The sequence below is a fragment of the Cellulomonas chitinilytica genome, assembly GCF_016862675.1.
Taxonomy (GTDB): Bacteria; Actinomycetota; Actinomycetes; order Actinomycetales; family Cellulomonadaceae; genus Cellulomonas; species Cellulomonas chitinilytica.
The window spans coordinates 14452-40423 of sequence record NZ_BONK01000016.1 but is presented as its reverse complement, the minus strand read 5'-3'; the positions used below and the strand labels follow the sequence as shown (position 1 = coordinate 40423).

The window sequence follows — 25972 nt, the reverse complement described above, 5'->3', positions numbered from 1 at the left end:
CGCACGACACGAGTCGCACGAACCCGTGCGATGAGAACGACAAGGAGACACGGCAGCCATGCCGAAGAACAAGACGCACTCCGGTGCCAAGAAGCGCTTCCGGGTGACCGGCACCGGGAAGGTCATGCGTGAGCAGGCCAACGGCCGCCACCTTCTCGAGCACAAGTCGAGCCGTCGCACGCGCCGCATCGCCGGCGACGTCGTCGTCTCCGCCGCTGACACCCCGAAGATCAAGAAGCTGCTCGGCAAGTGACCCGTCGGGACGCCCCCGCGTCCCCGGCGTCGCACTGCGAGCCCTAGACCAGCAAGGAGCATCACGTGGCACGCGTGAAGCGGGCGGTCAACGCCCAGAAGAAGCGTCGTTCGACCCTGGAGCGCGCGAGCGGTTACCGCGGGCAGCGCTCGCGCCTGTACCGGAAGGCGAAGGAGCAGGTCACCCACTCCCTCGTCTACTCGTACCGCGACCGCAAGGCGCGCAAGAGCGACTTCCGCAAGCTGTGGATCCAGCGGATCAACGCAGCCTCGCGCGAGCAGGGCCTGACGTACAACCGCCTCATCCAGGGCCTCAAGCTCGCGGGCATCGAGGTGGACCGTCGTGTCCTCGCCGACCTGGCCGTGAACGACGCCCCGGCGTTCAACGTCCTCGTCCAGGCCGCCAAGGACGCGCTGCCCGCCGACGTCAACGCGCCGTCGGCTGCGTGACGCTCCCTTCGGGAGCTGAACCGAGCCGCATCCCGGACGCCCGGCCGATGCCCGAGCTGACCAACCCCCGCGCCGAGCGGGTGAAGGCAGTCAGGGCGCTGGCCGGGCGTTCGGCGCGTCTGCGTGCAGGCCGGTTCGTGGTCGAGGGACCGCAGGCCGTCCGCGAGGCCGTCGCGGTCGGCGGTGTGCGCGTGCACGACGTGTACGTCACCGAGCAGTCGGCGCAGCGGTACCCCGAGATCGTGCGGGGCGCGCAGGACCGCGGCATCCGGGTGCACACCGGCTCCGCCGAGGTGCTGGACGCGATGAGCGCCGACGCGCAGGAGGTCGTCGCCGTGGCGGACCTCCTGGAGTCATCGCTCGACGACGTGCTCGGTGCGGCGCCCCGGCTGCTGGCGGTGCTCGCGCACGTCCGTGACCCCGGCAACGCCGGCACGGTCGTGCGGGCGTCCGACGCGGCGGGTGCGGATGCCGCACTGCTGACCAGCGAGAGCGTCGACGTGCACAACCCCAAGGTGGTCCGGTCGACGGCCGGGTCGCTGTTCCACCTGCCCGTGGTGACGGGCCTGGACCTGGCCGGCGCCGTCGACCGGCTGCGGTCCGCCGGGCTGAGCATCCTCGCCGCCGACGGCACGGGCGAGCACGACCTCGACGACCTGCTGGACGTCGCGGGTGCTGCACCGGCGGGTGTCCCCGACCTCGCGGCACCCACGGCGTGGGTGTTCGGCAACGAGGCGTGGGGGCTGCGCGACGAGGACCGGGCGCTCGCCGACGCCGTCGTCCGGGTGCCGATCCGGGGGCGCGCCGAGTCGCTCAACCTGGCGACCGCGGCGACGGTCTGCCTGTACGCGAGCTCGCGCGCGCAGCGCCCGGCGCGGCCATGAGGCTGTTCGCGGCCGTGTGGCCGCCGGACGACGTGCTCGACCACCTCGACCTCGCCCTCGCGTCGGTCCGCGGCGGCCCGGCAGGGTCGTCGACGGCGATCCGCTGGTCGGCGCGCGAGACCTGGCACCTCACGGCGGCGTTCTACGGGGACGTCCCCGACGGTGCGGTCCCTGCCCTGACGGCCGACCTGGCGTCGGCGGCGCAGGAGATCGACCCGTACCCGCTGGCCCTGCGGGGTGCCGGGGTGTTCTCGCACCGCACCATGTGGGTCGGCGTCTCGGGCGACGTCGACGCGCAGCGGGCGCTGACGGCGGCCTGCGTCGACGCGGGCGCCGCGGCGGGGGCGCACGAGGACCTGCGTCCTCGGGACCGGGCGCACCTCACGGTCGGGCGGATCCGTCCGGGGAGCCGCCCGCCGCGACGACGGTCCTCGCGGCCGGGACGGGGCGGGCCGGAGATGGCCGGGCGTCCGGGTGCGCCGGCGGACGACGACGACGTCGCGACGGGCGTCGCCCGCGCGCTGGCCGTGTACGAGGGTCCGACCTGGCTCGTGCAGGAGGTCGTGCTCGTCGAGTCGCGGCCCGGAGCGGGGCGCGGCGGCGGCCCGCTGTACACCGAGGTCGAGCGGCTCCCGCTCGGACGCTGAGCCGCCAAAGCGGTCGTCGACGTCACGGCGTGCGTGGCAGGATGACCGGCATGACGCCGTGCCCCCGTCGATTTCCGCGGCCCGTTCCCGGGCCGCGCTGACGCGCACGTGAGCAGGTCCGCCGACGTCGGCGGACGGCGCACCGGGCCCCGGGACGGGCGCCACTAGACTTCCCTGCTGGCCGTGCGCCTCGCGCACGTCCACGGCCCGGCGTCGCTCGCGCACGGTCGGGTCGCCCGCAACCTCCCCTGGAAGGTCCGGATGTCCGACGACACCCCCTTGTCCCCGCTCGACGAGCCCGGCATCGCCGCCGCCGTGGAGGCCGCGCTCAAGGCGTTCGACGCCGCGACCGACCTCGACGGGCTGAAGCAGGCACGGCTCGCCCACCTCGGGGAGCACAGCCCGCTCGCGCTCGCGAACCGGGCCATCGGCGGCCTCGCCCCGGCCGACAAGGGCACCGCCGGGCGGCTGCTCGGTGCGGCCCGCGGCCGCCTCAACGCCGCCCTCGCGGAGCGGCAGGCCGTGCTCGAGGCGGAGCGCGACGCCCGCGTGCTCGTCGAGGAGGCCGTCGACGTCACGCTGCCGGTGGACCGCCGTCCGCTGGGCGCGCGCCACCCGCTCGAGACGCTCCAGGAGCGCGTCGCGGACATCTTCGTCGCGATGGGCTGGGAGATCGCCGAGGGCCCCGAGCTCGAGGCCGAGTGGTTCAACTTCGACGCGCTGAACTTCGGCGTCGACCACCCGGCGCGCCAGATGCAGGACACGTTCTTCGTCGACGCGGGTGCGGGTGCCGAGTCGGGTCTCGTGCTGCGGACGCACACGTCGCCCGTCCAGGCCCGCTCGCTGCTGGAGCGCGAGCTGCCCGTCTACATCGCGTGCCCGGGCAAGGTGTTCCGGACCGACGAGCTCGACGCGACGCACACGCCGGTGTTCCACCAGGTCGAGGGCCTCGCGGTCGACAAGGGCCTGACGATGGCGCACCTCAAGGGCACGCTCGACCACTTCGTGCGGTCGATCTTCGGCCCGGAGGCGCGCACACGCCTGCGACCGGCGTACTTCCCCTTCACGGAGCCGAGCGCCGAGATGGACCTGTGGTTCCCGCAGAAGAAGGGCGGACCCGGCTGGATCGAGTGGGGCGGCTGCGGGATGGTCAACCCGAACGTGCTGCGCGCGTGCGGGGTCGACCCCGACGTCTACTCGGGCTTCGCCTTCGGCATGGGCATCGAGCGCACGCTCATGCTCCGCCACGAGATCGCTGACATGCACGACATGGTGGAGGGCGACGTGCGCTTCTCCACGCAGTTCGGGACGGAGATCTGATGCCCCGCATCCCCCTGACGTGGCTCGCCGAGCACGTCGAGCTGCCCGCCGGCCTCACCGCCGAGCAGCTGGCCGCGGACCTGGTCCGCGTCGGGCTCGAGGAGGAGGCGATCCACGCCGCCGCCGTCACCGGTCCGCTCGTGGTCGGCGAGGTCGTCGAGCTGACGCCCGAGGAGCAGAAGAACGGCAAGACGATCAACTGGTGCCGCGTCGACGTCGGCCCGGAGCACAACGAGCCCGGCGGCACCCCGAGGGGCATCGTGTGCGGCGCGCACAACTTCGTCGTCGGTGACCGCGTGGTCGTCGCGCTGCCCGGGGCCGTGCTGCCGGGACCGTTCGCGATCGCGTCCCGCAAGACGTACGGGCACGTGTCCGACGGCATGATCTGCTCGGCGCGCGAGCTCGGGCTCGGCGAGGACCACGCCGGGATCATCGTGCTGTCGACCCTGGGCATCGACGCGGAGGTCGGCACGGACGCGCGTGAGCTGCTCGGGCTCGGCGACGAGGTGCTCGAGATCAACGTGACGCCCGACCGCGGGTACTGCTTCTCGATGCGTGGCGTCGCCCGCGAGTACTCGCACTCGACCGGTGCATGGTTCACGGACCGCGGTCTGGCGTCCGACGCGCAGCGCGCGCCCGTGTCCGGCGGCTTCGCGGTCGAGATCGACGACGCCGCGCCCGTCGACGGCGTGCCCGGTGCGGACCGGTTCGTCGCGCAGGTGGTGCGGGGCGTGCGCGCGAACGACCCGTCGCCGCAGTGGATGCAGCGCCGGCTCACCCAGGCCGGCATGCGGCCCATCGGGCTCGCTGTCGACGTGACGAACTACGTCATGCTCGACCTCGGGCAGCCGCTGCACGCCTACGACCTGGACAAGGTCGCCGAGCCGATCGTCGTGCGGCGGGCGGCGCCGGGGGAGCGGATGCGCACGCTCGACGACGTCGACCGGGCGCTCGACCCCGAGGACCTGCTCATCACCGACAGCCCCGGCGGCGTGCGTGCGTCGCGGGTCATCGGCCTCGCCGCGGTCATGGGCGGCGGGGACAGCGAGGTCGGCCCGGGCACGACGGACCTGCTGATCGAGGCCGCCCACTTCGACCCGATCACGGTCGCCCGCACCGCGCGCCGGCACAAGCTGCCGAGCGAGGCCGCCAAGCGGTTCGAGCGGGGCGTCGACCCGCAGCTGCCGCGCGTGGCGGTCGCGCGGGCGGTGGCGCTCCTGACCGAGCACGGCGGCGGCGTCGCCGACGACGGGCTGACGGACGTGAACGCCACCACGGCACCGGCCCCGATCACGCTGGACGTGACCCTGCCGGCCCGGCTGGTCGGTGTCCCGTACACGGCCGACGAGGTCGTCGAGACCGTCACGGAGATCGGGTGCGCGGTCGGCGACGTCGTCGACGGCACCGTCCAGGTCCTGCCGCCGACGTGGCGTCCCGACCTGGTCGTGGGCGTGGACCTCGTCGAGGAGGTCGCGCGGCTGCGCGGCTACGACGCGATCCCGAGCATCGTGCCCGACGCGCCGGTCGGCCGTGGCCTGACCCACGGTCAGCGGACCCGGCGCTCCGTGGCCCGCGCGCTGGCGGAGGCGGGCCTCGTCGAGGTGCTGAGCTACCCGTTCGTCTCGACCGAGCAGCTCGACGCCCTCGGGCTGCCCGCGGACGACGCGCGGCGGCGGGCGGTGCGTCTGGTCAACCCGCTCTCCGACGCGCAGCCGTACCTGCGGACGAACCTGCTGGTCACGCTGCTCGACACCGCGCGGCGCAACGTCTCGCGCGGGGTCGTCGACGTCGCCGTGTTCGAGATCGGGCTCGTCACCCGGCCGCTGGCCGGCGCGCCCGTCGCGCCCCGGCTGCCCGGTGGTGTGCGGCCCTCGGACGAGGACCTCGCCGCCATCGAGGCGGCGGTCCCGCCGCAGCCGCGTCGGGTCGCGGGCGTGCTCGCGGGGAACGTGTTCCCGTCGGGGTGGTGGGGACCGGGTCGCAAGGCCGACTACACGGACGCGATCGCGGCCGCCGAGAAGGTCGCGCAGATCGTGGGCGTGCCGCTGGTCGTGTCGGCGGACGCCGACCACGCGCCGTGGCACCCGGGGCGGTGCGCGCGCCTGACGACGGCCGACGGGACGCTCGTCGGGCATGCGGGCGAGCTGCACCCGAAGGTCGTCGCCGCCCACCACCTGCCCGCGCGGGCGGTCGCGTTCGAGCTCGACCTCGACGTGCTGCTGGCGCACGCACCGCACGACCCGGTCCAGGCGCACCCGGTGTCGCCGTTCCCGGTCGCCAAGGAGGACGTCGCCCTCGTCGTCCCCGCCGAGGTGCCGGCGGCGGACGTGCTCGCGGCCGTCCGCGACGGTGCGTCGTCGAGCCCGGCGGGTGACGTCGTCGAGGACGTCCGGCTGTTCGACGTGTACGTCGGCGACCAGGTGCCGGCCGGGACCCGGTCGCTCGCGTTCGCGCTGCGGCTGCGGGCCGCCGACCGGACCCTGACGGCTCAGGAGCAGGCAGCCGTCCGGGACGCCGTCGTCGCCGCGACGCACGAGCGGTTCGGAGCCACGCTGCGCGCCTGACCTGCGTCGCGACCGTCACGACCCCGCGCGCCGCACCGGCCGCGGGGTCGTGTCGTGTCCGGTTGTCGTGCAGTCCTGGGACGAGTTCACCAAACGGTTACCGATGAGTAGTTGCGGCATATCGGGCAACCCGTGAGAGTGAACGACGGCCGCCCTGTGGGGCGGCTGTGTGGCGCCCCCGACGAAGGAGAGCTCGACGTGCACGCAGGAGTGAAGTCGGCGGCCGGGGGCATCGCGGCCCTCGGCCTGGCACTGGTCGGCACCATCGTGGGGGCGGGTGGCGCGCAGGCCACCGTCGTCGCGGGCGCGCCGCTCGTCATCAACGAGGTGTACGGCGGGGGCGGCAACTCGGGCGCCCCGTTCGACCGCGACTTCGTCGAGCTCTACAACCCGGGGACCGCGCCCGTCGCCCTCAGCGGGTGGGCGGTCCAGTACGCGTCCACGTCGGGGTCCTCGTGGCAGAAGACCGTCCTGACCGGCGGGACCCTCGAGCCCGGCGACTTCCTGGTCGTCGGCGAGGCGTTCGGCTCCAACACGGCGGCACCGGACGTCCCGGTGGACGTCGAGGGCACCATCCCGATGGGCGGGGCCGGCGGGAAGGTCGCGCTCACCAGCGACACCGCGTCGCTCGCCTGCTCGTCCGGCTGCGCGCTCCTGCCGGCCGTGGTCGACCTCGTCGGCTGGGGCAGCGCGACCGACTTCGCCGGCACGGGCGCGGCACCGGCCACGACCAACGCGACCTCGGTGTCGCGCTCGGCGACGCACGCGAACACCGCGGACAACGCGGCGGACTTCACCGCGGGTGCACCCACGCCGACGGCGTCCGGCACGGGCCCCGGCGGGCCGGGCACGCCGACCGAGCACACCATCGCCGAGATCCAGGGCACGGGCGCCGCGTCGCCGCTGGTCGGGACGCAGGTCGTGACGAGCGGCGTGGTCACCGCGGCCTACCCGACGGGTGGGCTCAGCGGGTACGTCATCCAGACGCCGGGCACCGGAGGGGCGAGCGACCCGACGCCGGGTGCGTCGGACGCGATCTTCGTCTTCTCGTCCGCGACCGTCGACCAGGTCCGGATCGGCGACAGCGTGAAGGTCACGGGTGCCGTCAGCGAGTTCAACGGGCTCACGGAGCTGACCGTCGCGGCCGGCGGCCTCGAGCCGCTGCACGACCCGGTGCCGGCCGTGACGCCGGTCGCGGGCGGGTGGCCGACGACCGACGCGGCACGTGAGGCGCTCGAGTCGATGCTGTTCACGCCGACCGGCGACTTCACCGTGTCCAACACGTTCAGCACCAACCAGTACGGCGAGGTCGGGCTGGCGGCGGGGACCACGCCGCTGCTGCAGCCCACCGAGGTCGGCGCGCCCGGCTCGGCCGAGGCCGCCGCTGCGGCCGCCGACGACGCGGCACGCGGTGTCGTCCTCGACGACGGCGCGTCCACCAACTTCCTGTCCGCGGCCAACCAGAGCCAGACGCCGCCGTACGTGTCGCTCGCGAACCCGGTGCGGGTGGGCGAGGCCGTGACGTTCAGCGCCCCGCTCGTCGTGGACTTCCGGAACAACGTGTGGAAGCTGAACCCGACCGCGCAGGTTGTCGCGGGCCTGCCCGCGCCGGTGGCGTTCGCGAACGACCGCACCACCGCACCCGACGCGGCGGCGATCGGCGGAGACCTCAAGGTCGCGTCGTTCAACGTCCTCAACTACTTCACGACGCTCGGCGCGGGGACCCCCGGCTGCACGTCGTTTAACGACCGCACCGGTGACCCGGTGACGGTGAACAGCGGCTGCAACCCGCGCGGGGCGTGGGACCCGGCCGACCTGCAGCGCCAGCAGGACAAGATCGTCGCGGCGATCAACGGGCTCGACGCCGACGTGGTCGGCCTGCTCGAGATCGAGAACTCACTGGTGGTGGACGGGGTGGCCGACGAGGCGGTCGGCACGCTCGTCGACGCGCTCAACGCGGACGCCGGGCCGGGAACCTGGGCGTTCGTCCCGTCCGCGACGGCCGACCTGCCGCCGGTCGCGCAGATGGACGTCATCAACAACGCGATCATCTACCGGACCGCCGCGGTGACCCGGACGGGGCCGTCGCACGCCCTCGGCTCGCTCAGCGCCGACGACGAGGCGTTCGGCAACGCCCGCGAGCCGATCGCCCAGGCGTTCACGCCGGCCGGCGGGGGAGAGCCGTTCCTCGTCGTGGTCAACCACTTCAAGTCGAAGGGATCGGCCGGCCCGTGGCCGGGCGACGTCGACAGCGGCGACGGCCAGGGCGCGTCGAACGAGTCCCGGGTCCGGCAGGCCACCGCGCTGCGGGACTGGGTCCCGGCCATCCAGGGCGGGGTCGAGTCGGTCGCGCTCGTCGGCGACTTCAACTCCTACACCCAGGAGGACCCGCTGCGGCTGCTCTACGACGCCGGGTACACGGACGCCGGGTCGGACCTCGCGCCGGGCCAGTACTCCTACTCGTTCGGCGGCCTGTCCGGGTCACTCGACCACGTGCTGCTCAACGGCCCGGCGCTCGCGCGGGCGACGGGTGCGGACATCTGGGAGATCAACGCCGAGGAGTCGATCGCGCTCGAGTACAGCCGGTACAACTACCACGGCACGCTGTTCTACGCGGCGGACCCGTACCGGTCCTCGGACCACGACCCGGTGGTCGTCGGCCTCGTGAAGGGCGCCGCGGTGCCCGTGAACCTCACGCTGCTCGACATCAACGACTTCCACGGCCGCATCGACGCCAACACCGTGAAGTTCGCGGGCACCGTCGAGAAGGAGAAGGCAGCAGCGATCGCCGCCGGGGACCCCGTCGCGTTCGTGTCGGCCGGTGACAACGTGAGCGCGTCGCTGTTCGCGTCCGCGGTGCAGCAGGACCAGCCGACGATCGACGTGCTCAACGCGCTCGAGCTCAACGCGTCGGCGGTCGGCAACCACGAGTTCGACAAGGGCTTCGCCGACCTCCGTGACCGCATCATCGCGGGCGGGACGAACGCCACGTGGGACTACCTCGGGGCGAACGTCTACGAGGCGGGGACCACCACCCCGGCGCTCCCGGAGTACGCCCTCATCGACATGGACGGCGTGACCGTCGGCATCATCGGGGCGGTCACCGAGGAGACGCCGTCGCTGGTCAGCCCCGGCGGCATCACCGAGCTGTCGTTCGGCGACCCCGTCGAGGCGGTCAACCGCGTCGCGGGCGAGCTGACCGACGGCGACCCGTCCAACGGCGAGGCCGACGTGCTCGTCGCGTCTTTCCACGAGGGCGCGTCGGAGGGCACGCCGGACGGGGCGACGCTGGAGGAGGAGGTCGCCGCGGGCGGCGCGTTCGCGGAGATCGTCAACGACACCTCGCCTGCCGTGGACGCGATCTTCACCGGGCACACCCACAAGCAGTACGCGTGGGAGGCTCCGGTCCCGGGGCAGCCGGGCAAGACGCGTCCGATCCTGCAGACGGGCTCGTACGGCGACAACATCGGCAAGATCGTGCTCACGTACGACCCGAGCACCGACGAGGTCCTCGCCCACACCCAGACGAACGTCCCGCGGCTCGTCCCGCCGGCCGGCACGAGCGAGGCGGACTTCGCCGCGCAGCTCGCGGCGACGTACCCGCGGGTCGCCGAGGTGAAGCGGATCACCGACGCCGCCCTCGCGTACGCCAACGAGGTCGGCTCGGTCCCCGTCGGGTCGGTCACCGACGACATCACCACCGCGTTCTCCGGCGGCACGTACACAGCGGACGGCTACGTCGGGCCTGGCCCGACGCCGACGTCCGGCCGGGACGACCGGGCGAGCGAGTCGACGCTCGGCGACCTCGTGGCGAACGCGCTGCGGGACACCCTGGCACCCGACAACCTCGGCGGCGCGCAGATCGGCGTCGTCAACCCGGGCGGCCTGCGGGCCGAGCTGCTGTACGCGCCCGACGGCGTCGTGACCACGGCCGAGGCGAACTCGGTGCTCCCGTTCGTCAACAACCTCTGGACGACCTCGCTCACGGGCGCCCAGGTCAAGACGATGCTCGAGCAGCAGTGGCAGACGAACCCGGACGGCACCATCCCGACGCGGCCGTACCTGCAGCTCGGGCTGTCCGACAACGTGACGTACACCTACGACGCCGCGGCGCCGATGGGGTCGCACATCACGTCCATCACGGTCGACGGCGTGCCGCTCGACCCGGCGGCGAGCTACCGCATCGGCACGTTCTCGTTCCTCGTCACGGGCGGCGACAACTTCCGGGTCTTCACCGAGGGCACGGACGCCCGCGACTCCGGGCTCGTCGACCGCGACGGCTGGATCGCGTACCTGCAGGCGCACCCGGACCTCGCGCCGGACTTCGCCCGCCAGGCCGTCGGCGTGCCGGTGCTGCCGGCGTCCGTCACGGCCGGCGACACCCTCGCGTTCCCGGTGACGAAGCTCGACCTCACGAGCCTCGGGTCACCGCAGAACACGAGTCTCGACGTGCGGCTCGACGGCACGTCGATCGGCTCGGCGCCCGTGACCGGCGGGAACGCGAGCGTGTCCGTCACGGTCCCGTCGGGCACCGGCGGGGGAGCGCACACCCTCACGCTCGTCGCGGCGCCCAGCGGCACCACGGTGACGCTGCCGCTCACGGTCGAGGAGGCGCTCCCGGCGTCGACCACGACCCTCACCGCGGCGCCCGCGCGCCAGGTGTACGGGACGTCGAAGGTCAAGCTCAAGGCGACGGTCACGTCGACGGTGCCGGTCTCCGGTCCCGTCGAGTTCGTGGCCGGCGATACGGTCCTGGGGACGGCGACGCTGAGCAAGGGCAAGGCCACGCTGACCCTGCCCGCCTCGACGCCCGCGGGCACCTACGAGGTCGTCGCACGGTTCGCCGGGGACGACACGGTCACCGGCTCGCAGTCCGAGGCGGTGACGGTCGTGGTGGACAAGGTCACCACCAGGACGAGCCTGACGGTGACCCCCGGCTTCCTGTTCGTCCCGTCCTTCGCCGTCGCGACCGTCTCGACCGACAACGGGAGGTTCCCGTCCGGGAAGGTCGAGATCCGTGAGGGCGGCACCGTCGTGAAGTCGCTCGACGTGGTGCTCGGGATCGCCATCGGCACCGTGCCGTCCGGCCGCCACACGTACACGGCCACGTTCGTGCCGGACGACCCGGCGAACGTGTCGCCGAGCACGAGCAGGCCGGTCAGCACCCGCTGACCGCGCGCACGGGGGCCCGCGTCCACGACGGACGCGGGCCCTCGGGCGTCCGTGCCGAACTCGGTGGACAACGGCCGCCGCGCCCGCGAGGGTGCCGAGATGGAGATCCCGCCCGACGTCCAGGCCTACTACGCCATCGGCGACGAGCAGGCGCGTCTCGGCGCCGGTCACGGCCGCCTCGAGGCGCTGCGCACCACCGAGCTGCTCCACCGCTGGCTGCCCCCCGCACCCGCGGTCGTGCTCGACGTCGGTGGTGCGGCGGGCCGGTACGCGCTGCCGCTGGCCGACGAGGGCTACACCGTGCACCTCGTCGACCCGGTGCCGCTGCACGTGGAGCAGGCGCGCGCGGCGTCAGCGGCCGCCCGCCGTCCGCTCGCGTCCGTGACCGAGGGTGACGCCCGCGCGCTCGCGTTCGACGACGGCTCGGTGGACGCCGTCCTGCTGCTCGGGCCGCTCTACCACCTGCCGTCCCGGCCGGACCGGTTGCGGGCGTGGGCGGAGGCCCGCAGGGTCCTGCGTCCGGGCGGGGTGGTCGTGGCCGCGGCGATCAGCCGGTTCGGGTCGACGATCGACGGGTTCGCGAGCGGGTTCCTGCGGGACCCGCGGTTCGCCGAGGTGGTCCGTCGTGGCGTCGAGACCGGCGAGCACGTCAACGCCGACCGGGTACCGGGCTGGTTCGCGACCGCGTACTTCCACCGGGCCGACGAGCTCGCCCACGAGGTCGAGGAGGCGGGGCTGGAGCTCGACGGCCCGGTCGCGGTCGAAGGGCCGGGCTCGTTCCAGCGAGGGATCGAGGAGCTGCTGGATGACCCCGGCACGCGTGAGCGGGTGCTCGACGCGATCCGCCGGGTCGAGCGCGAGCCCAGCCTGCTCGGAGCGAGCGCGCACCTGCTGGTCCGGGGCCGCCGGGCCTGACCCCGACGGGCGCTGTCAGAGGAAGTCGTGGTACGCGGGCAGGTCGAGCACCCCGTTGCCGGACAGCCCGATGACGATCGTCTGCGGCTCGGTCGCCGCGCGCGCGTGCGCGATGGCTCCCGCGACCGCGTGCGTCGACTCCGGCGCCGGGATGATCCCCTCGGCCCGCGCGAACTCGACCCCCGCCGCGAACGCGGTCTCCTGGTCGACGGCGATCGCATCGAGCAGCCCCAGCTCCTTCGCGTGCGACACCATCGGCGCCATCCCGTGGTACCTCAGGCCGCCCGCGTGGATAGGTGGCGGTACGAAGTCCTTGCCCAGGGTGTGCATCTTGAGCAGCGGGGTCAGGCCGGCGACGTCCCCGAAGTCGTAGCGGTACTCGCCCTGCGTGAGCGACGGGCACGCCGCCGGCTCGCACGCCACGACGCGGGTGCTCGTGCCCTCGCGCAGGTTGCGGCCGAGGAACGGGAACGCCAGCCCGCCGAGGTTCGAGCCGCCGCCCGCGCAGCCGAACACGACGTCGGCCCGCTCGTCGATCTCGTCGAGCTGCGCGAGGGCCTCCTGGCCGATGACCGTCTGGTGCAGGAGCACGTGGTTGAGCACGCTGCCGAGCGCGTAGTGCGCCGCCGGGTCGGTCGCCGCGGCCTCCACCGCCTCGCTGATCGCCATGCCGAGCGACCCGGTGGTGTGCGGGTCGGCCTCGAGCATCGCGCGACCAGCCTGCGTGAGGTCCGACGGCGACGGGTGGCACACCGCGCCGTACGTCTCCATCTGCATCCGCCGGTACGGCTTGGAGTCGTAGGACGCCCGCACCTGCCACACCTCGCACTCCAGGCCGAGCAGCGAGCACGCCATCGACAGCGACGCGCCCCACTGGCCGGCGCCGGTCTCCGTGGTGAGCTTCGTGATCCCCTCGACGGCGTTGTAGTAGGCCTGCGCGACGGCCGTGTTCGGCTTGTGCGACCCGGCCGGGCTCACGCCCTCGTACTTGTAGTAGATGCGCGCCGGGGTGCCGAGCGCCCGCTCCAGCCGCCGCGCCCGCACGAGGGGCGACGGCCGCCACAGCGCGTAGATCTCCCGGACGGTCTGCGGGATCTCGACGTACCGCTCGGTCGAGACCTCCTGGCCGATGAGCGCCATCGGGAAGAGCGGGGCGAGGTCGTCGGGCGTGAGCGGCTGCTGCGTGCCCGGGTGCAGGGCGGGCGGCACGGGCGTCGGCAGGTCCGCGGCGAGGTTGTACCAGTGGGTGGGCACGGCCGACGGGACCGCGAGGCCCAGGGGCTCGGTGCGCGGGGTCAGACGGACGTCGTCGGGGGAAGTCGTCATCGGTGCCTCCAGGTGAGCACGCCGCAGGCGTGCGCCGGTCAGGGGACGCACCGTTCGACGGTCGGGACCGACGCCGTCGAGCGGTCCGCAGCCGCAGGCTATCCGTTGCGCTCTGCACGAACGCGGTGCTCGGCCGGCTGAATCCACCCCCTGGGCGTCACGTCACCGTGCTAGCGTCCGCAGGCAAGCGCTTGACCATCGCGTGACCATCGTCCGACGGCGCCGCACGGCGCGACGCAGCGGCGGGGCACAGTGCTCGACGACCGCTGACGTGGAGGAACACATGACCGACGCGACCCCACTGACACCCCCGGCGGCGCAGTCGGCGTTCGCGCTGGAGCCGCCCGCACCGGCGCAGCCGGTCGCCGCGACGCAGGCCCCGGCGATGGCCCCGCGGATCGACGAGGCGGCGCTGCCCGGTCTGAACGCCAAGGTCTCGGCGTACGTCGACGGCCTGCTCGCCGTCCAGCCCGGCTCGCCCGAGCTCGCCGCGAAGGCCGACGACGTCCGCCTCATGGGCGAGGCTGACATCCGCACCGCCGCGGACTCGTCGAACCGGCTCCTGCAGGTCCCCGTGCGCGAGCTGCGTGAGGGCGGCGTGTCCGGGACGTCGCAGGTGAGCCGGTCCCTGCTCGACCTGCGCCGCACGGTCGAGGAGCTCGATCCCGCCGAGGCGAGCGTCGGCCGCAAGCTCCTCGGGTTCATCCCGTTCGGCCAGCAGCTCACCGACTACTTCCGCCGGTACGAGAGCGCGCAGGCGCAGCTCGACGCCATCGTGCGGGCGCTGTACGACGGGCAGGACGAGCTGCGCAAGGACAACGCGGCGCTCAACCTCGAGAAGCAGCGCCTGTGGGAGACCATGGGCCGCCTGAACCAGTACGTGTACGTCGCGGAGCACCTCGACACGCAGCTGTCCGCGAAGATCGCCGAGATCGAGGTGTCCGACCCGACCCGGGCCGACTCGCTGCGCAAGGACGTCCTGTTCTACGTCCGCCAGAAGCACCAGGACCTGCTCACGCAGCTCGTCGTGTCGATCCAGGGGTACCTCGCGGTCGACATCATCCTGAAGAACAACATCGAGCTCATCAAGGGCGTCGACCGCGCGACGACCACCACGGTCTCCGCGCTGCGCACCGCCGTGCTCGTCGCGCAGGCGCTCAACAACCAGAAGCTCGTGCTCGACCAGATCACGGCCCTCAACACGACGACCTCGGGCATGATCGCGTCGACGTCCAAGATGCTCAAGGACCAGTCGGCGAGCATCCAGCAGCAGGCGGCGTCGTCGACGCTCGGTCTGCCCCAGCTGCAGCAGGCCTTCGCCGACATCTACGCGACCATGGAGTCCATCGACGAGTTCAAGGTCAAGGCCCTCGACTCGATGGCGCAGACCGTCGGCGTCCTGCAGACCGAGACGGAGAAGGCGCAGGCCTACCTCGACCGCGTCTCGCGCACGGACACCCCTCTGCGCGAGGGGCTGTCGTCGTCGAGCTCGCTCGACCTCGGCGGCAGCTGACGGGTCGGGATCCAGATGAGCTGGTTCGGGGACGTCGTGGACCGCCTGCGGGGCCGGCCGCGTCCGGCCGAGCTCACGACCGCGCGGCCCGCCCCGCCGACGTCCGCGGAGATCCTCGCGTCGGTGCGGACCGTGGAGCAGCAGGTCGCCGGTCGCGTGCCCGCGGCGGTGGTGGCCCGCGTGCACGGCATCGCGCGCACCATCGAGGAGATGGCGCCGCGCCTCGACCGGTTCGGCGTGGGCTCGCGGCAGGCGCACACCGTCGTCGCGACCGCGACCAGCTACCTGCCGGAGGCTGTGGGCGGGTACCTGCGGCTGCCGCGGGAGTTCGCGGACCGGCGCGTCGTGTCGCACGGAAAGACGTCGCTCATGGTCCTGTGCGACCAGCTCGACCTGCTCGGTGTGACCCTCGACAAGATCTCCGACGCGGTGTCACGGGAGGACGCGCAGGCGCTCGTCGCGCACGGGCAGTTCCTCGCCGAGAAGTTCGGCGGGTCGGCGTTGGCGATCGCACCGGAGGTCGGTCCGGGCGCGGTCACGGGGGAGGCGCTGTGAGCGTGGGCCCGGTCGACGAGCTGCGCGCGGCGCTCGACGCGGTCCAGGAGGCCGCGACGGCGGCGGGCCTCGATCCCGCGGCGGCCCGCGACGAGGGGGCCGCCCTCGCCGCGGCGGTCGCGGAGGCGGTGCCGGGTGCGCCGGCGGCGTGGAGCGCGGCGGTCGGGGTGCCCGGACCCGCGCTCGACCGGTTCTTCGAGCAGGCCGCCGTCGCGCGCCGGTGGCGGTCGACGCCGACCGCGTCCCTCGCGGCGCTCGTCGCTGACGGGTCGGCGCACGCCGGCGGCTACGCGGCGGCGCTGGTCCGGGTGGTCGCCGCCGCCTGCGACCTGGGTCCGGCGTCGATCGACGTCATCGCGCGCGCGTCGGCGACCGCGGCGGTGCAGCGCGACGCCGTGCTGCAGGCCGGGCCGCCGCGACCGTCCACCGTGCCGGGACCCGAGCACGGCGACCGGTGGTCCCCGGACGGCGCGGCCACGACCGCCGGGCTGCCGGCGGGCCGGACCGCAGGCCCGGGTGAGCTCGCGACCGCGGAGCCGGCGACCGCAGCGGCCACCACCGGGACCGAGGCACCCGCGCCCACGCTCGACGAGCTGCTCGCGGAGCTCGACGCGCTCGTCGGCCTCGAGCGCGTCAAGCACGAGGTCCGGCGGCAGGCGCAGCTGCTGCGCGTCGCCAAGCTCCGCCAGGACGCGGGGCTCGCGACGCCGACGATCACCCGGCACCTCGTGTTCCTCGGGAACCCCGGCACGGGCAAGACGACGGTCGCGCGCCTCGTCGCGGGGCTGTACCGCGCGCTCGGGCTGCTGAGCAAGGGGCACCTCGTCGAGGTGGACCGCTCGGAGCTCGTCGCGGGGTACCTCGGGCAGACCGCCGAGAAGACGTCGGCCGTCGTCGCGTCGGCCGTCGGAGGGGTCCTGTTCGTCGACGAGGCGTACGGGCTGGCGGAGGACCAGTACGGCGAGGAGGCCGTGACCACGCTCGTCAAGGACATGGAGGACCACCGCGACGACCTGGTGGTCGTCGTCGCGGGGTACCCCGGGCCGATGGCGCGGTTCCTCGCCGTCAACCCGGGCCTGGAGAGCCGGTTCGCGACGACGCTCGAGTTCGACGACTACACGGACGCCGAGCTCCGGGAGATCTTCGACCGCACCGCGCGCAAGGCGGACTTCACGCCGTCGCCCGAGTGCCTCGCGCAGTTCGAGCGGCTCGCGTCCGCCGAGGTCCGCGACGAGGGCTTCGGCAACGGCCGGTACGCCCGCAACGTGCTCGACCAGGCCATCACCCGGCACGCGTGGCGGCTGCGCGACGTCGACGAGCCCAGCCTCGAGCAGCTGCGCGTGCTGCTGCCCGACGACCTCGTCGCCTCGGCGGACGACGCCGCTGCGGACGACGACCCGGCGGCCGACGACCCGGCCGCCCCCGACCACCTCGAGGAGTCCGCGTGACGACGCTCGTCTCACCCGGCAGCGCGACGGGCCGCACGGGTCCCGCGCCGGTCACGCCGGCGGTCGCGGCGGCCGCCGCGCCAGGAGACCCGGCGCCGGCGTCGCACGGCCTGCGGGCCGCGCTGCGCCGGACGCCCGGGAAGCTGCGCGTCGCGGGCGTCCTCGTCGTCGTCGCGGCCCTGGTCGCGGGGGCCGCGGGTCTCGCCGCGGGCCTGGCGCAGGCCGCGGCGCTCGACGCCGCCCGGGCCGACACGGCGCAGCTCATCGGGGTCCGCGAGGTGCGCAACGACCTCGTCACGGCGGACGCCGCCGCGACCAACGCGTTCCTCGTGGGCGGTCTCGAGCCGGTCGAGCAGCGCGTCCGCTACAGCACCGCGATCGCCGAGGCGTCGCAGGGGCTGGCCGGCCTCGCCGGCTCGAACTCCTCCGACGCCGACCTCCTCGGCACGGCCACCGCGGGGCTGACGACGTACACCGGCCTCGTCGAGCAGGCGCGGGCCAACAACCGGCAGGGGTTCCCGGTCGGCGCGGCCTACCTCGACCAGGCGTCGTCGGTGCTGCGGTCCGAGGTGCTGCCCGCGCTGGACGGCCTCGTGGCGGACAACGAGCACCGCGTCGACGGGTCGTTCGCGGCGGTGTCGCAGGTGCTGTGGGTGCTCGCGCTGTGCGTGCTGGCCCTCGTCGTGCTCGTCGTCGTGCAGGTGTGGCTGGCCCGGCGGACGCACCGGCGGCTCAACGCCGGCCTGGTCGTCGCGACCGTCGTGCTGGTCGTCGCCACGGTCGGCGGCGCCGTCGTCCTCGGCCGCGCCGGCGTCCGGGCGGACGACGTCCGCGACGGCCCCTACGCCCGGGCGGTGGCCGTCTCGCAGGCGCTGTCGCTCGCGACGGACGCGAAGTCGATGGAGTCGTTCACCCTCATCAAGCGCGGATCCGGGCAGGCGTTCGAGGAGACGTTCGTCGCCGAGACGGACCAGGCGGCGCAGGTGCTCGACGGCGCGCCCGCGCCCGCCGGCGACCTCGGCCAGCAGCTCGCGACGTGGGTCGGCGCGCACGCGCAGATCAGGGCCCTGGACGACGCCGGGGACTGGGACGGCGCGGTGGCGCTCGCCGTCGACCCGCAGGGCGAGCCGCGGATCGCGTTCGACGCGCTGACGGCCGCGGCCACGTCCTCGGTCGACGAGGACGTCACGGCCACCCAGGACGCGTTGGGCGACGCGGGTGGCGCGGTGGTGCTGCTCGGCTGGCTCGCGCTCCTCGCGGGCGTCGCCGCGGCGGTCCTCGGGTGGCGCGGTATCGGCAGGCGACTGGAGGAGTACCGGTGACCACGACCCGCACCCGCCACCCGGGACGAGCGCGCCGGACGGCGGCGGTCCTGGCCGCCGTCGTCGGGCTGGCCCTCCTGGCCGGCTGCGACCCCACGGACACCGCCCCGTCGCCGACGCCGACGGCGAGCGAGACCCCGTCGCCGACGGCCGCCCCGCCCGCCGCGCAGTGCGACGACGCGACGACGTCCTACGCACCGGACGCGGGGACGTCGGTCACGCCCGGCAGCACCATGGCGGCGATCCAGGATCGCGGCTCGCTCGTGGTCGGCGTCTCGGCCGACACGCTGCTGATGGGCTCGCGGAACCCGCTCACGGGCCAGATCGAGGGCTTCGACATCGACGTGCTGCACGAGATCTCCCGCGCGCTGTTCGGCGACCCGGACCGGCTCCAGTTCCGGGTCATCACGTCCGGCCAGCGCCTCGACGTGCTCACGGGCGGCCAGGTCGACCTCGTCGCACGCACGTTCACGATGAACTGCGACCGGTGGCAGCAGATCGCCTTCTCCGCGGAGTACCTGCGCTCCGGCCAGAAGGTGCTCGTCACGCGCGACTCCACCGCGACAGGCATCGACGACCTCGCCGGCCAGCGCGTGTGCGCCCCGAAGGGCACGACGACGCTCGACCGGCTCTCGCAGCACCCCGACATCACCGCGGTCGCCGCGGACACCCACACGGGCTGCCTCGCGCTCTTCCAGCAGGGCAAGGTGGACGCCATCACGGGCGACGACACGGTCCTGGCGGGCTTCGTCGCGCAGGACCCGTACGCGAAGGTCGTCGGCGACGCGTTCAGCGCCGAGCCCTACGGCATCGGTGTGCCCGCGGCGAACGTCGACATGGTGCGGTTCGTGAACGCGGTGCTCGACCAGGCCAAGACCGACGGGACGTGGACGGCGCTCTACGACAGGTGGCTCGGCGCGCTCGGGCCCGCACCGGCGCCTCCGACGTCCGTGTACGGCCGGACGCCGTGACCGGCACCATGTCGGGCCGCGTGGCGGCACCGTCGGCCCCGGGCCGGCTCGGCGAGGCCGCCCCCACCCAGGAGCTCGCCGCGTACCTGGCGGGCCTCGAGCGGTGGCTGACGGACCGCAGGGCGGAGCTCGACCGCCTCGACACGGCGGCGCAGGGGTCGAGCGCGGGCGACTCGCTGACCCCCGACCTCGTGCTGGCGCTGACGATGTGGCAGGCGATCCGCACGCGCACCGACGAGCTCGTGGCGGTGTGGGACGCGGGCAGGGCCGACGCGGTGGCCCGCGAGAAGATGTCGCAGCTCGTCTGGGGCCGCCTCGACTCGGGTCTCGGTTCGGCGCTCGTCTCGCTCGTCGAGGCCGTCACGCTGTGCGACGCGATGATCGGCCAGGTCCGGGTGCGCCTCGCGTTCGACCCGAGCACCGCCGACGACGTCGCCCGGCTCCGTGAGCTGCGCGCAGCCCTCGTGCGGTGCGAGGACCTCGCCGGCGTCGAGGCCGAGCCACTGGCCGCCGTCGCCGCCCTGCGCGAACGGGAGCGTCGGCTCGTCGAGCAGGCCGCGCGCGGAGCGGACGTCGGCGGCCCGCTCGCCGAGCTCGAGGCGGCGACGGCCCGCGCGGAGCGCGACCTCATCGTGCAGGTGTCCCAGCGCCGGACGCTCGTCACCGGCCGCGCAGCGGCCCGGGCCACGCTCGACGCGCTCGAGACCCGCGAGCCGACGTTGCACGACCTGGCCGACCGGTGCCGCCGCGAGGTGGTCCGGCCGCCGAAGCTCGCCGTCCCCGACGTGTCCCGGCTGGGGCCGCCGCCGGAGACCCGCACCGAGCTCGACGCCTACGTGGACCGGCTCGGCGCGGTGCAGCGAGCGTTCGACGCCGTCGCCGACGCGTACAGCGCACCGCTGCGCGAGCGTGCCGAGCTGCGCTACCGGCTCGAGCAGGCGCGCGCGGCGGCCGACGTGAACGGCCGCAGCGCGTCGCCGACCGTCCGGGCCGGCTACGAGGAGGCGCGGACGGCGGTCGAGCAGACTCCCTGCGACGTCGACCAGTCGCGCTACCTCGTCGAGCAGTACCTGTACCTCACGCGCGACCTGCCCCACCCGGGGCCGGAAGGGACCCGACGATGACGACCGCCGTCTCCTGCACCGAGCTCGGGTGCACCGGAACCTACGAGGACGGGTACTGCGACGTCTGCGGGTCGCCCCAGGCGCCCACCGCCCCGTCGTCGGGCACGTCGGCGCCCGCGTCGGCGACCACGCTCCTCGGCACCGGGTTCGCGCAGGCGCAGCCGGACCGCGGCGCGGCGGCGGCCGAGCCGGGCTCGGAGCAGTCGACGCGCACCGGCCGCACCAGCTCGAGCCGGCTCGCGACCGCGGCGCTCGGGTCGGCCCGCACCGCCGCGACCGGGTCGAGCACGACCCGCCGGGTCGGCACCTCGTCGACACGGCTGCGCGGCGCCCGGCTCGGCGCGGGCCTGACGACGGTCCCGCCCGCCCCCGTCCCGGACCCGCTCGGCTCCGTGATGGCCGACCCGCACGTGCCCGAGGCGAAGCGGTTCTGCCCCGCGTGCGGGGCGAAGGTCGGCCGCGGGCGCGACGGTGCCCCCGGTCGCACCGAGGGGTTCTGCCCGCAGTGCGGCAACGCGTTCGACTTCGCCCCCCGGCTCGCCCCCGGCGACCTCGTCGGCGGCCAGTACGAGGTCGTCGGCTGCCTCGCGCACGGCGGCCTGGGGTGGATCTACCTGGCGCGGGACCAGAACGTGTCCGGCCGCTGGGTCGTGCTCAAGGGCCTGCTCAACTCCGGCGACCCGGACGCGTACGCCGCGGCCATCGCCGAGCGGCAGTTCCTCGCCGAGGTCGAGCACCCGCTCATCGTCGAGATCTACAACTTCGCGATGCACGAGGGCGCCGGCTACACCGTCATGGAGTTCGTCGGGGGCCGGTCGCTCAAGCAGATCCTCGGCCAGCGGCGCGACGCCGCGGGCGGCGTCAACGACCCGCTGCCCGTCGACCAGGCCCTCGCGTACGTGCTCGAGATCCTGCCCGCCTTCGCGTACCTGCACGACATCGGGCTGCTGTTCTGCGACTTCAAGCCGGACAACATGATCCAGCAGGGCGACTCCGTCAAGCTCATCGACCTCGGCGGCGTGCGGCGGGTCGACGACCTCGAGTCGGCGATCTTCGGCACGGTCGGCTACCAGGCGCCCGAGGTGCCCGAGGTCGGGACGTCGGTGGCGTCGGACATCTACACGATCGGCCGGACCCTCGCGACGCTCGTCCTCGACTTCCGCGGCAACACCACGACGTACGCGGCGTCGCTGCCCGACGTCGCGGACACCCCGGTGTTCCAGCGGTACGACTCCTTCTACCGGCTGCTCGCGAAGGCGTGCGCGCTCGACCCGGCGGACCGGTTCGGCACCGTCGACGAGCTGCGCGCACAGGTCCTCGGCGTGCTGCGCGAGGTGGTCGCGACCGACCGCGGCGACGGCAGCCCGGCGCTGCACTCGGCCGCGTCCGTGCTGTTCGAGGTGCCGCAGTCCGACCAGGCGACCCGTCCGCTGGCGTGGGACGAGCTGCCCGCGCTGCGCGTCGACGCGAACGACCCGGCCGCGAGCTGGCTGGCGGGGGTCAACGTGAGCGACCCCGTGCAGCGCCTCGCCGTGCTGGCGGACGCGCCCGAGGACACCGTCGAGGTGCGCCTGCGTCGGGCCGGAGCGGCGATCGAGGCCGCACGACCCGACGTGCTGCAGGACGCGGTCGGGCTGATCCTCGCGGACGACCCGTGGGAGTGGCGTGCGGCGTGGCTCGGCGGTCTCGCGCAGCTCGCCTCCGGCGACCCGGTCGCGGCCCGCGCCTCGTTCAACGCCGTGTACGGGCAGGTGCCCGGCGAGCTGGCCCCGAAGCTGGCCCTCGCCGCGGCGTGCGAGCTGAGCGGCGAGCCCGAGATCGCGGAGTCGCTGTACGTCGTGTGCGCCCGCTCCGACGCGAACTACACCGCGCCCGCCGCGTTCGGGCTCGCCCGGATCCGCCGCGCCCGCGGCGACGTGCACGGCGCCCTCGCGGCGCTCGACCTGGTCACGCCGACCCGCAGCTCCTACGTCGACGCGCGCGTCCTGCGTGCGCAGCTCCTGGCCGAGTCGAAGGACGACCTGGCCGCGCTCGCGGACGCGCTGCGCAGCGTGCAGGCGGTGACGATCGCGCCGCGCGACCGGGCCGTGCTGCAGGTGGACGTGCTCGGTTCGGCGCTCGGCACGGTGCTGACGCAAGGGCCGTCCACGACCGTGACGATCGACGGCGTGCCCGCACGTGAGCCCGAGCTGCGGGACGCGCTCGAGGACGCGTTCCGTCGTCTCGCCGACCTCACCGAGTCGCCCGACGAGCGGATCGGCCTCGTCGACCGCGCGAACGAGGTGCGCCGGTGGACCACGTGGTGAGCGTGGCGTGCCCGGCCTGCGGTGCCGCGGTGCACGACTCCGACCGGTTCTGCGAGGGGTGCGGTGCCGCGCTCGTCGCACCTGCGGCGCCCGCCGAACCGTCGCCCGAGCCGTCGCCCCAGCCGTCGCCCGAGCCTTCCGCCGCCGACGGTGCGGGCGCCCCGTGCCGCTCGTGCGGCGGGGTCGTCGCGGCCGACGGGTACTGCGAGCAGTGCGGGGCGCTCGCGGTGAGCGAGCGTGACCACTGGTCCGAGCGCCCGGCCCCGCACGTCGGCGGCGTGTGCGACCGCGGGCGGCGGCACGCCCGGAACGAGGACGCGATGGCGCTGCACGCCGACGGTGCGCTCACGGCGCTCGTCGTGTGCGACGGCGTCTCGAGCGCACCGGACTCCGACCTCGCCAGCCTCGCCGCGGCCCGCGCCGCCCGGGACGTCCTGGCGGCCGGGGCGGTGCCCGCGACCGTCACCGAGGCGGCCCGCCCGGCGGCGTGGTCGGCCCTCCTCGTCGACGCCGCCGCCGCGGCGGACGCGGCGATCCGCGGTGCGGTCGGCGACCGGGCGGGACGGGCCGAGCCGCCCTCGTGCACGTTCGTCGCCGCCGTGGTCGACGGACCCCTCGTCGTGACCGGCTGGCTCGGCGACTCCCGGACGTACTGGCTGCCCGACGCAGGCACGCCCCGGCAGCTCAGCGCGGACGACTCCGGGGCGAACGAGCTGATCGCCCGCGGGGTGCCGCGCGCCCAGGCGGAGTCGTCGCCGACGGCGCACGCGATCACCCGGTGGCTCGGGCCGGACGCCCCCGACGTCGTCCCGCAGACCACGGCGACCCGGACCCAGGGTCCCGGCTGGGTGCTGGTCTGCTCGGACGGCCTGTGGAACTACTGCTCGGAGGCGGCCGACCTCGACGCCCTCGTCCGGGACGTCGAGGCGAGGGTCGGGTCGGCGCCCGACGCGATCGCGGCAGAGCTCGTGACGTGGGCGAACGCCCAGGGCGGCCACGACAACATCACCGTGGCGCTGGCGCGCCCGACGGGCGATAGCCTCCAGGCGGAGCCGACCGGGTCCGCCGCAAACGTCGAGGCCGCACCGCCGCCCGCCTCGCGCCCCGACCTCGACCCGACCGACCGCTGATCGACGAAGGAGCCACCGTGGCCGAGTTCCGCACCGAGGTCTTCCAGAACGAGTTCCTGTCCGACGGTGCCACGGACGTGCACGCGATCGTCACGGTCACCGCGGCCGGAGCGGGTCCCGCGGGGGCGGCCCAGGGTGGCGTCGCGGAGATCGTCATCATCGACACGTCGGGCTCGATGGAGGGCGCGAACCTCGCCGCCGCGAAGCACGCCGCCCAGGTCGCGATCGACCAGATCCCCGACGGCACGTTCTTCGCGGTGATCGGCGGCAGCCACGTCGCGCAGCGGGTGTTCCCGCTGCCGAACTGGGCGGTCGCGATGGTGCCGATGGACGACCGGGCGCGGTCCGACGCGAAGCAGGCGATCTCGGGCATCCGGTCGTCGGGCGGCACGGCGATGAGCACGTGGCTGCGGCTGGCGGACATCATCTTCGCGACCGTCCCGCAGGCGACGCAGCGTCACGCCGTGCTCCTCACGGACGGGAAGAACGAGTCGGAGGCGCGCACCGAGCTGTCGCGCGCGGTCCGGGACCTCACCGGGCACTTCCAGTGCGACGCGCGCGGCGTCGGCGAGCACTGGGAGGTCGACGAGCTGCGGGAGATCTCGACGGCGCTGCTCGGCACCGTCGACCTGATCGCGGACCCGGCCGACATCGCCGAGGACTTCCGCCGGATCGTCCAGACGTCGATGGCGCGCGGTGTGGCCTCGGCCGAGCTGCGCGTGTGGGCCCCGCAGGGGGCGCAGGTCCTGTTCGTGCGCCAGGTGGCCCCGACCGTCGAGGACCTCACGACGCGTCGGACGGAGGTCAACGCGCTCACGGGCGCGTACGCGACGGGGTCGTGGGGCGACGAGTCCCGCGACTACCACGTGGCGGTCCGGGTCGCGTCGAAGCCGGTCGGCTCGGAGCAGCTCGCGGCGCGCGTGCAGGTCGCCGTCGGGGGAGAGGTCCTCACGTCGGGGCTGGTCAAGGCCCGGTGGACGGACGACGACGCGCTCTCGGCGCGCATCAGCCCCGAGGTGGCCCACTACACAGGCCAGGCCGAGCTCGCGTCTGTCATCCAGGAGGGGCTGGCCGCGAAGGCCGCGGGGGACGAGGCGACGGCGACGGTCAAGCTGGGCCGCGCCGTCCAGCTCGCGGCGGAGACGGGCAACGAGGAGGCGACGTCGCGGCTGCGGCGCGTGGTGGAGATCGACGACGAGGAGAAGGGCACGGTCCGGCTCAAGCGGAACGCCGCCAAGCTCGACGAGATGGCGCTGGACACCGCCTCGACGAAGACCACGCGGGTGCGCCGATGAGCCCGGTCGTCTGCCCGCAGGGCCACACGTCGCAGGCGACCGACTACTGCGACGTGTGCGGTGCACCGCTCGACGCCGCGGCGCCGGCACCGGTCGCGACGCCGGCGGCGTCGGCACCGAGCACGTGCGCGCACTGCGGGGCTCCCGCCGCCGCGGGCGCGCTGTTCTGCGAGAACTGCGGGTACGACTTCACGACGGGGTCGCTCCCGGTGCCTGCGCCCCCGCCCGCCACGCCCGCCACACCGCCCGCCACACCGTCGTCAACCCCGACGCCGGCCGTCGCCGCGCCGTCTCCGGGCCCGGCGCAGTCGGCCCCGACCCCGGTGGTCCCCGCGCCCGCCGGGCTCGACACCCCGCCCCCGGCGGGCCCGGACCAGTGGGTCGCGGAGATCTGGGTCGACCCCGACTGGTACGCGGTGCAGAAGCCGGAGGACCCCATCCCGTCGCCGGGCCCGCCCGCGCTGGTGCCGCTGCGTGAGCGCAGCGTGCTGGTCGGACGCCCGTCGGTGTCGCGCAACATCCACCCGAAGGTCGACTGCGGGGCGGACTCGGGCGTGTCGCGCCGGCAGTGCCAGCTGAACACGGACGGCCAGCGCTGGTGGGTCGAGGACCTCGACTCGTCGAACGGCACGTACGTCAGCCGGGTCGGCGACCCGATCCCGACGCAGCCGATCCCGCCCGGTCAGCGGCGCGAGCTGCAGGACGGCGACCGCCTGTACGTGGGCGCGTGGACCCGGATCGTCATCCGCAAGGCGCTGCCCGACGAGGTGTGACGCCG

19 protein-coding genes are annotated in these 25972 nt (G+C 74.4%); 18 read left to right on the top strand and 1 reads right to left on the bottom strand.

What is annotated here, in order from left to right; all coding sequences use genetic code 11:
* The first annotated feature begins 58 nt into the window (after positions 1–58).
* The 8 genes from rpmI (at position 59) to Cch01nite_RS19280 (ending at position 12204) form a co-directional block, all read left to right on the top strand.
* Entirely contained in the window at positions 59–253 is a 195-nt protein-coding gene (rpmI, locus tag Cch01nite_RS19315) for a 50S ribosomal protein L35 (RefSeq protein ID WP_013883985.1), read from the top strand.
* Between the two features lie 65 nt (positions 254–318).
* Positions 319–702, top strand: coding sequence for a 50S ribosomal protein L20 (rplT, locus tag Cch01nite_RS19310; RefSeq protein WP_203758129.1), 384 nt, complete (start codon positions 319–321; stop codon positions 700–702).
* Between the two features lie 47 nt (positions 703–749).
* On the top strand, positions 750–1586 hold the full coding sequence (locus Cch01nite_RS19305; protein ID WP_203758128.1) for a TrmH family RNA methyltransferase: 837 nt from the start codon (positions 750–752) through the stop codon (positions 1584–1586).
* Entirely contained in the window at positions 1583–2233 is a 651-nt protein-coding gene (gene thpR / locus Cch01nite_RS19300; RefSeq protein WP_203758127.1) for an RNA 2',3'-cyclic phosphodiesterase, read from the top strand. Before Cch01nite_RS19305 ends, thpR begins: the two co-directional genes overlap by 4 nt.
* Positions 2234–2494: 261 nt before the next feature.
* Entirely contained in the window at positions 2495–3553 is a 1059-nt protein-coding gene (pheS, locus tag Cch01nite_RS19295; RefSeq protein WP_203758203.1) for a phenylalanine--tRNA ligase subunit alpha, read from the top strand.
* Entirely contained in the window at positions 3553–6117 is a 2565-nt protein-coding gene (pheT, locus tag Cch01nite_RS19290; protein WP_203758126.1) for a phenylalanine--tRNA ligase subunit beta, read from the top strand. Before pheS ends, pheT begins: the two co-directional genes overlap by 1 nt.
* Before the next feature lie 198 nt (positions 6118–6315).
* Positions 6316–11289: an ExeM/NucH family extracellular endonuclease gene (locus tag Cch01nite_RS19285; protein ID WP_203758125.1), complete on the top strand. Its 4974-nt coding sequence runs from the start codon at positions 6316–6318 to the stop codon at positions 11287–11289.
* A gap of 99 nt (positions 11290–11388) precedes the next feature.
* Positions 11389–12204: a class I SAM-dependent methyltransferase gene (locus Cch01nite_RS19280; RefSeq protein ID WP_203758124.1), complete on the top strand. Its 816-nt coding sequence runs from the start codon at positions 11389–11391 to the stop codon at positions 12202–12204.
* 15 nt (positions 12205–12219) lie between these two features.
* On the opposite strand, the gene Cch01nite_RS19275 is transcribed toward Cch01nite_RS19280, so the two are convergent.
* Positions 12220–13530 (bottom strand): TrpB-like pyridoxal phosphate-dependent enzyme, encoded by a 1311-nt coding sequence (locus tag Cch01nite_RS19275; RefSeq protein ID WP_203758123.1) that lies wholly within the window; start codon positions 13528–13530, stop codon positions 12220–12222.
* Positions 13531–13813: 283 nt separating this feature from the next.
* Here Cch01nite_RS19275 and Cch01nite_RS19270 point away from each other — a divergent pair, with 283 nt between their 5' ends.
* From Cch01nite_RS19270 to Cch01nite_RS19225, 10 genes are read left to right on the top strand one after another with little or no spacing between them, the layout of a single operon-like run.
* Positions 13814–15043 carry a toxic anion resistance protein gene (locus tag Cch01nite_RS19270; protein WP_203758122.1) on the top strand — a complete coding sequence of 410 codons (1230 nt, stop codon included), beginning with the start codon at positions 13814–13816 and terminating at the stop codon, positions 15041–15043.
* 15 nt (positions 15044–15058) lie between these two features.
* On the top strand, positions 15059–15598 hold the full coding sequence (locus tag Cch01nite_RS19265) for a hypothetical protein (protein WP_203758121.1): 540 nt from the start codon (positions 15059–15061) through the stop codon (positions 15596–15598).
* Complete coding sequence (locus Cch01nite_RS19260) at positions 15595–17046, top strand: AAA family ATPase (protein ID WP_239071083.1); 1452 nt, start codon at positions 15595–15597, stop codon at positions 17044–17046. Before Cch01nite_RS19265 ends, Cch01nite_RS19260 begins: the two co-directional genes overlap by 4 nt.
* Positions 17043–18368 (top strand): GlnX family signal transduction membrane protein, encoded by a 1326-nt coding sequence (locus Cch01nite_RS19255; RefSeq protein WP_203758120.1) that lies wholly within the window; start codon positions 17043–17045, stop codon positions 18366–18368. Before Cch01nite_RS19260 ends, Cch01nite_RS19255 begins: the two co-directional genes overlap by 4 nt.
* On the top strand, positions 18365–19339 hold the full coding sequence (locus Cch01nite_RS19250; RefSeq protein WP_203758119.1) for a glutamate ABC transporter substrate-binding protein: 975 nt from the start codon (positions 18365–18367) through the stop codon (positions 19337–19339). The genes Cch01nite_RS19255 and Cch01nite_RS19250 overlap by 4 nt, the downstream gene beginning before the upstream one ends.
* Positions 19336–20463 (top strand): hypothetical protein, encoded by a 1128-nt coding sequence (locus tag Cch01nite_RS19245; protein WP_239071081.1) that lies wholly within the window; start codon positions 19336–19338, stop codon positions 20461–20463. The genes Cch01nite_RS19250 and Cch01nite_RS19245 overlap by 4 nt, the downstream gene beginning before the upstream one ends.
* Positions 20460–22769 carry a serine/threonine-protein kinase gene (locus Cch01nite_RS19240; protein WP_203758118.1) on the top strand — a complete coding sequence of 770 codons (2310 nt, stop codon included), beginning with the start codon at positions 20460–20462 and terminating at the stop codon, positions 22767–22769. The genes Cch01nite_RS19245 and Cch01nite_RS19240 overlap by 4 nt, the downstream gene beginning before the upstream one ends.
* Entirely contained in the window at positions 22754–23899 is a 1146-nt protein-coding gene (locus Cch01nite_RS19235) for a PP2C family protein-serine/threonine phosphatase (protein ID WP_239071079.1), read from the top strand. Before Cch01nite_RS19240 ends, Cch01nite_RS19235 begins: the two co-directional genes overlap by 16 nt.
* A gap of 17 nt (positions 23900–23916) precedes the next feature.
* Complete coding sequence (locus tag Cch01nite_RS19230) at positions 23917–25194, top strand: VWA domain-containing protein (protein ID WP_203758117.1); 1278 nt, start codon at positions 23917–23919, stop codon at positions 25192–25194.
* Complete coding sequence (locus Cch01nite_RS19225) at positions 25191–25967, top strand: FHA domain-containing protein (RefSeq protein WP_203758116.1); 777 nt, start codon at positions 25191–25193, stop codon at positions 25965–25967. Before Cch01nite_RS19230 ends, Cch01nite_RS19225 begins: the two co-directional genes overlap by 4 nt.
* The last annotated feature ends 5 nt before the right edge of the window (positions 25968–25972 follow it).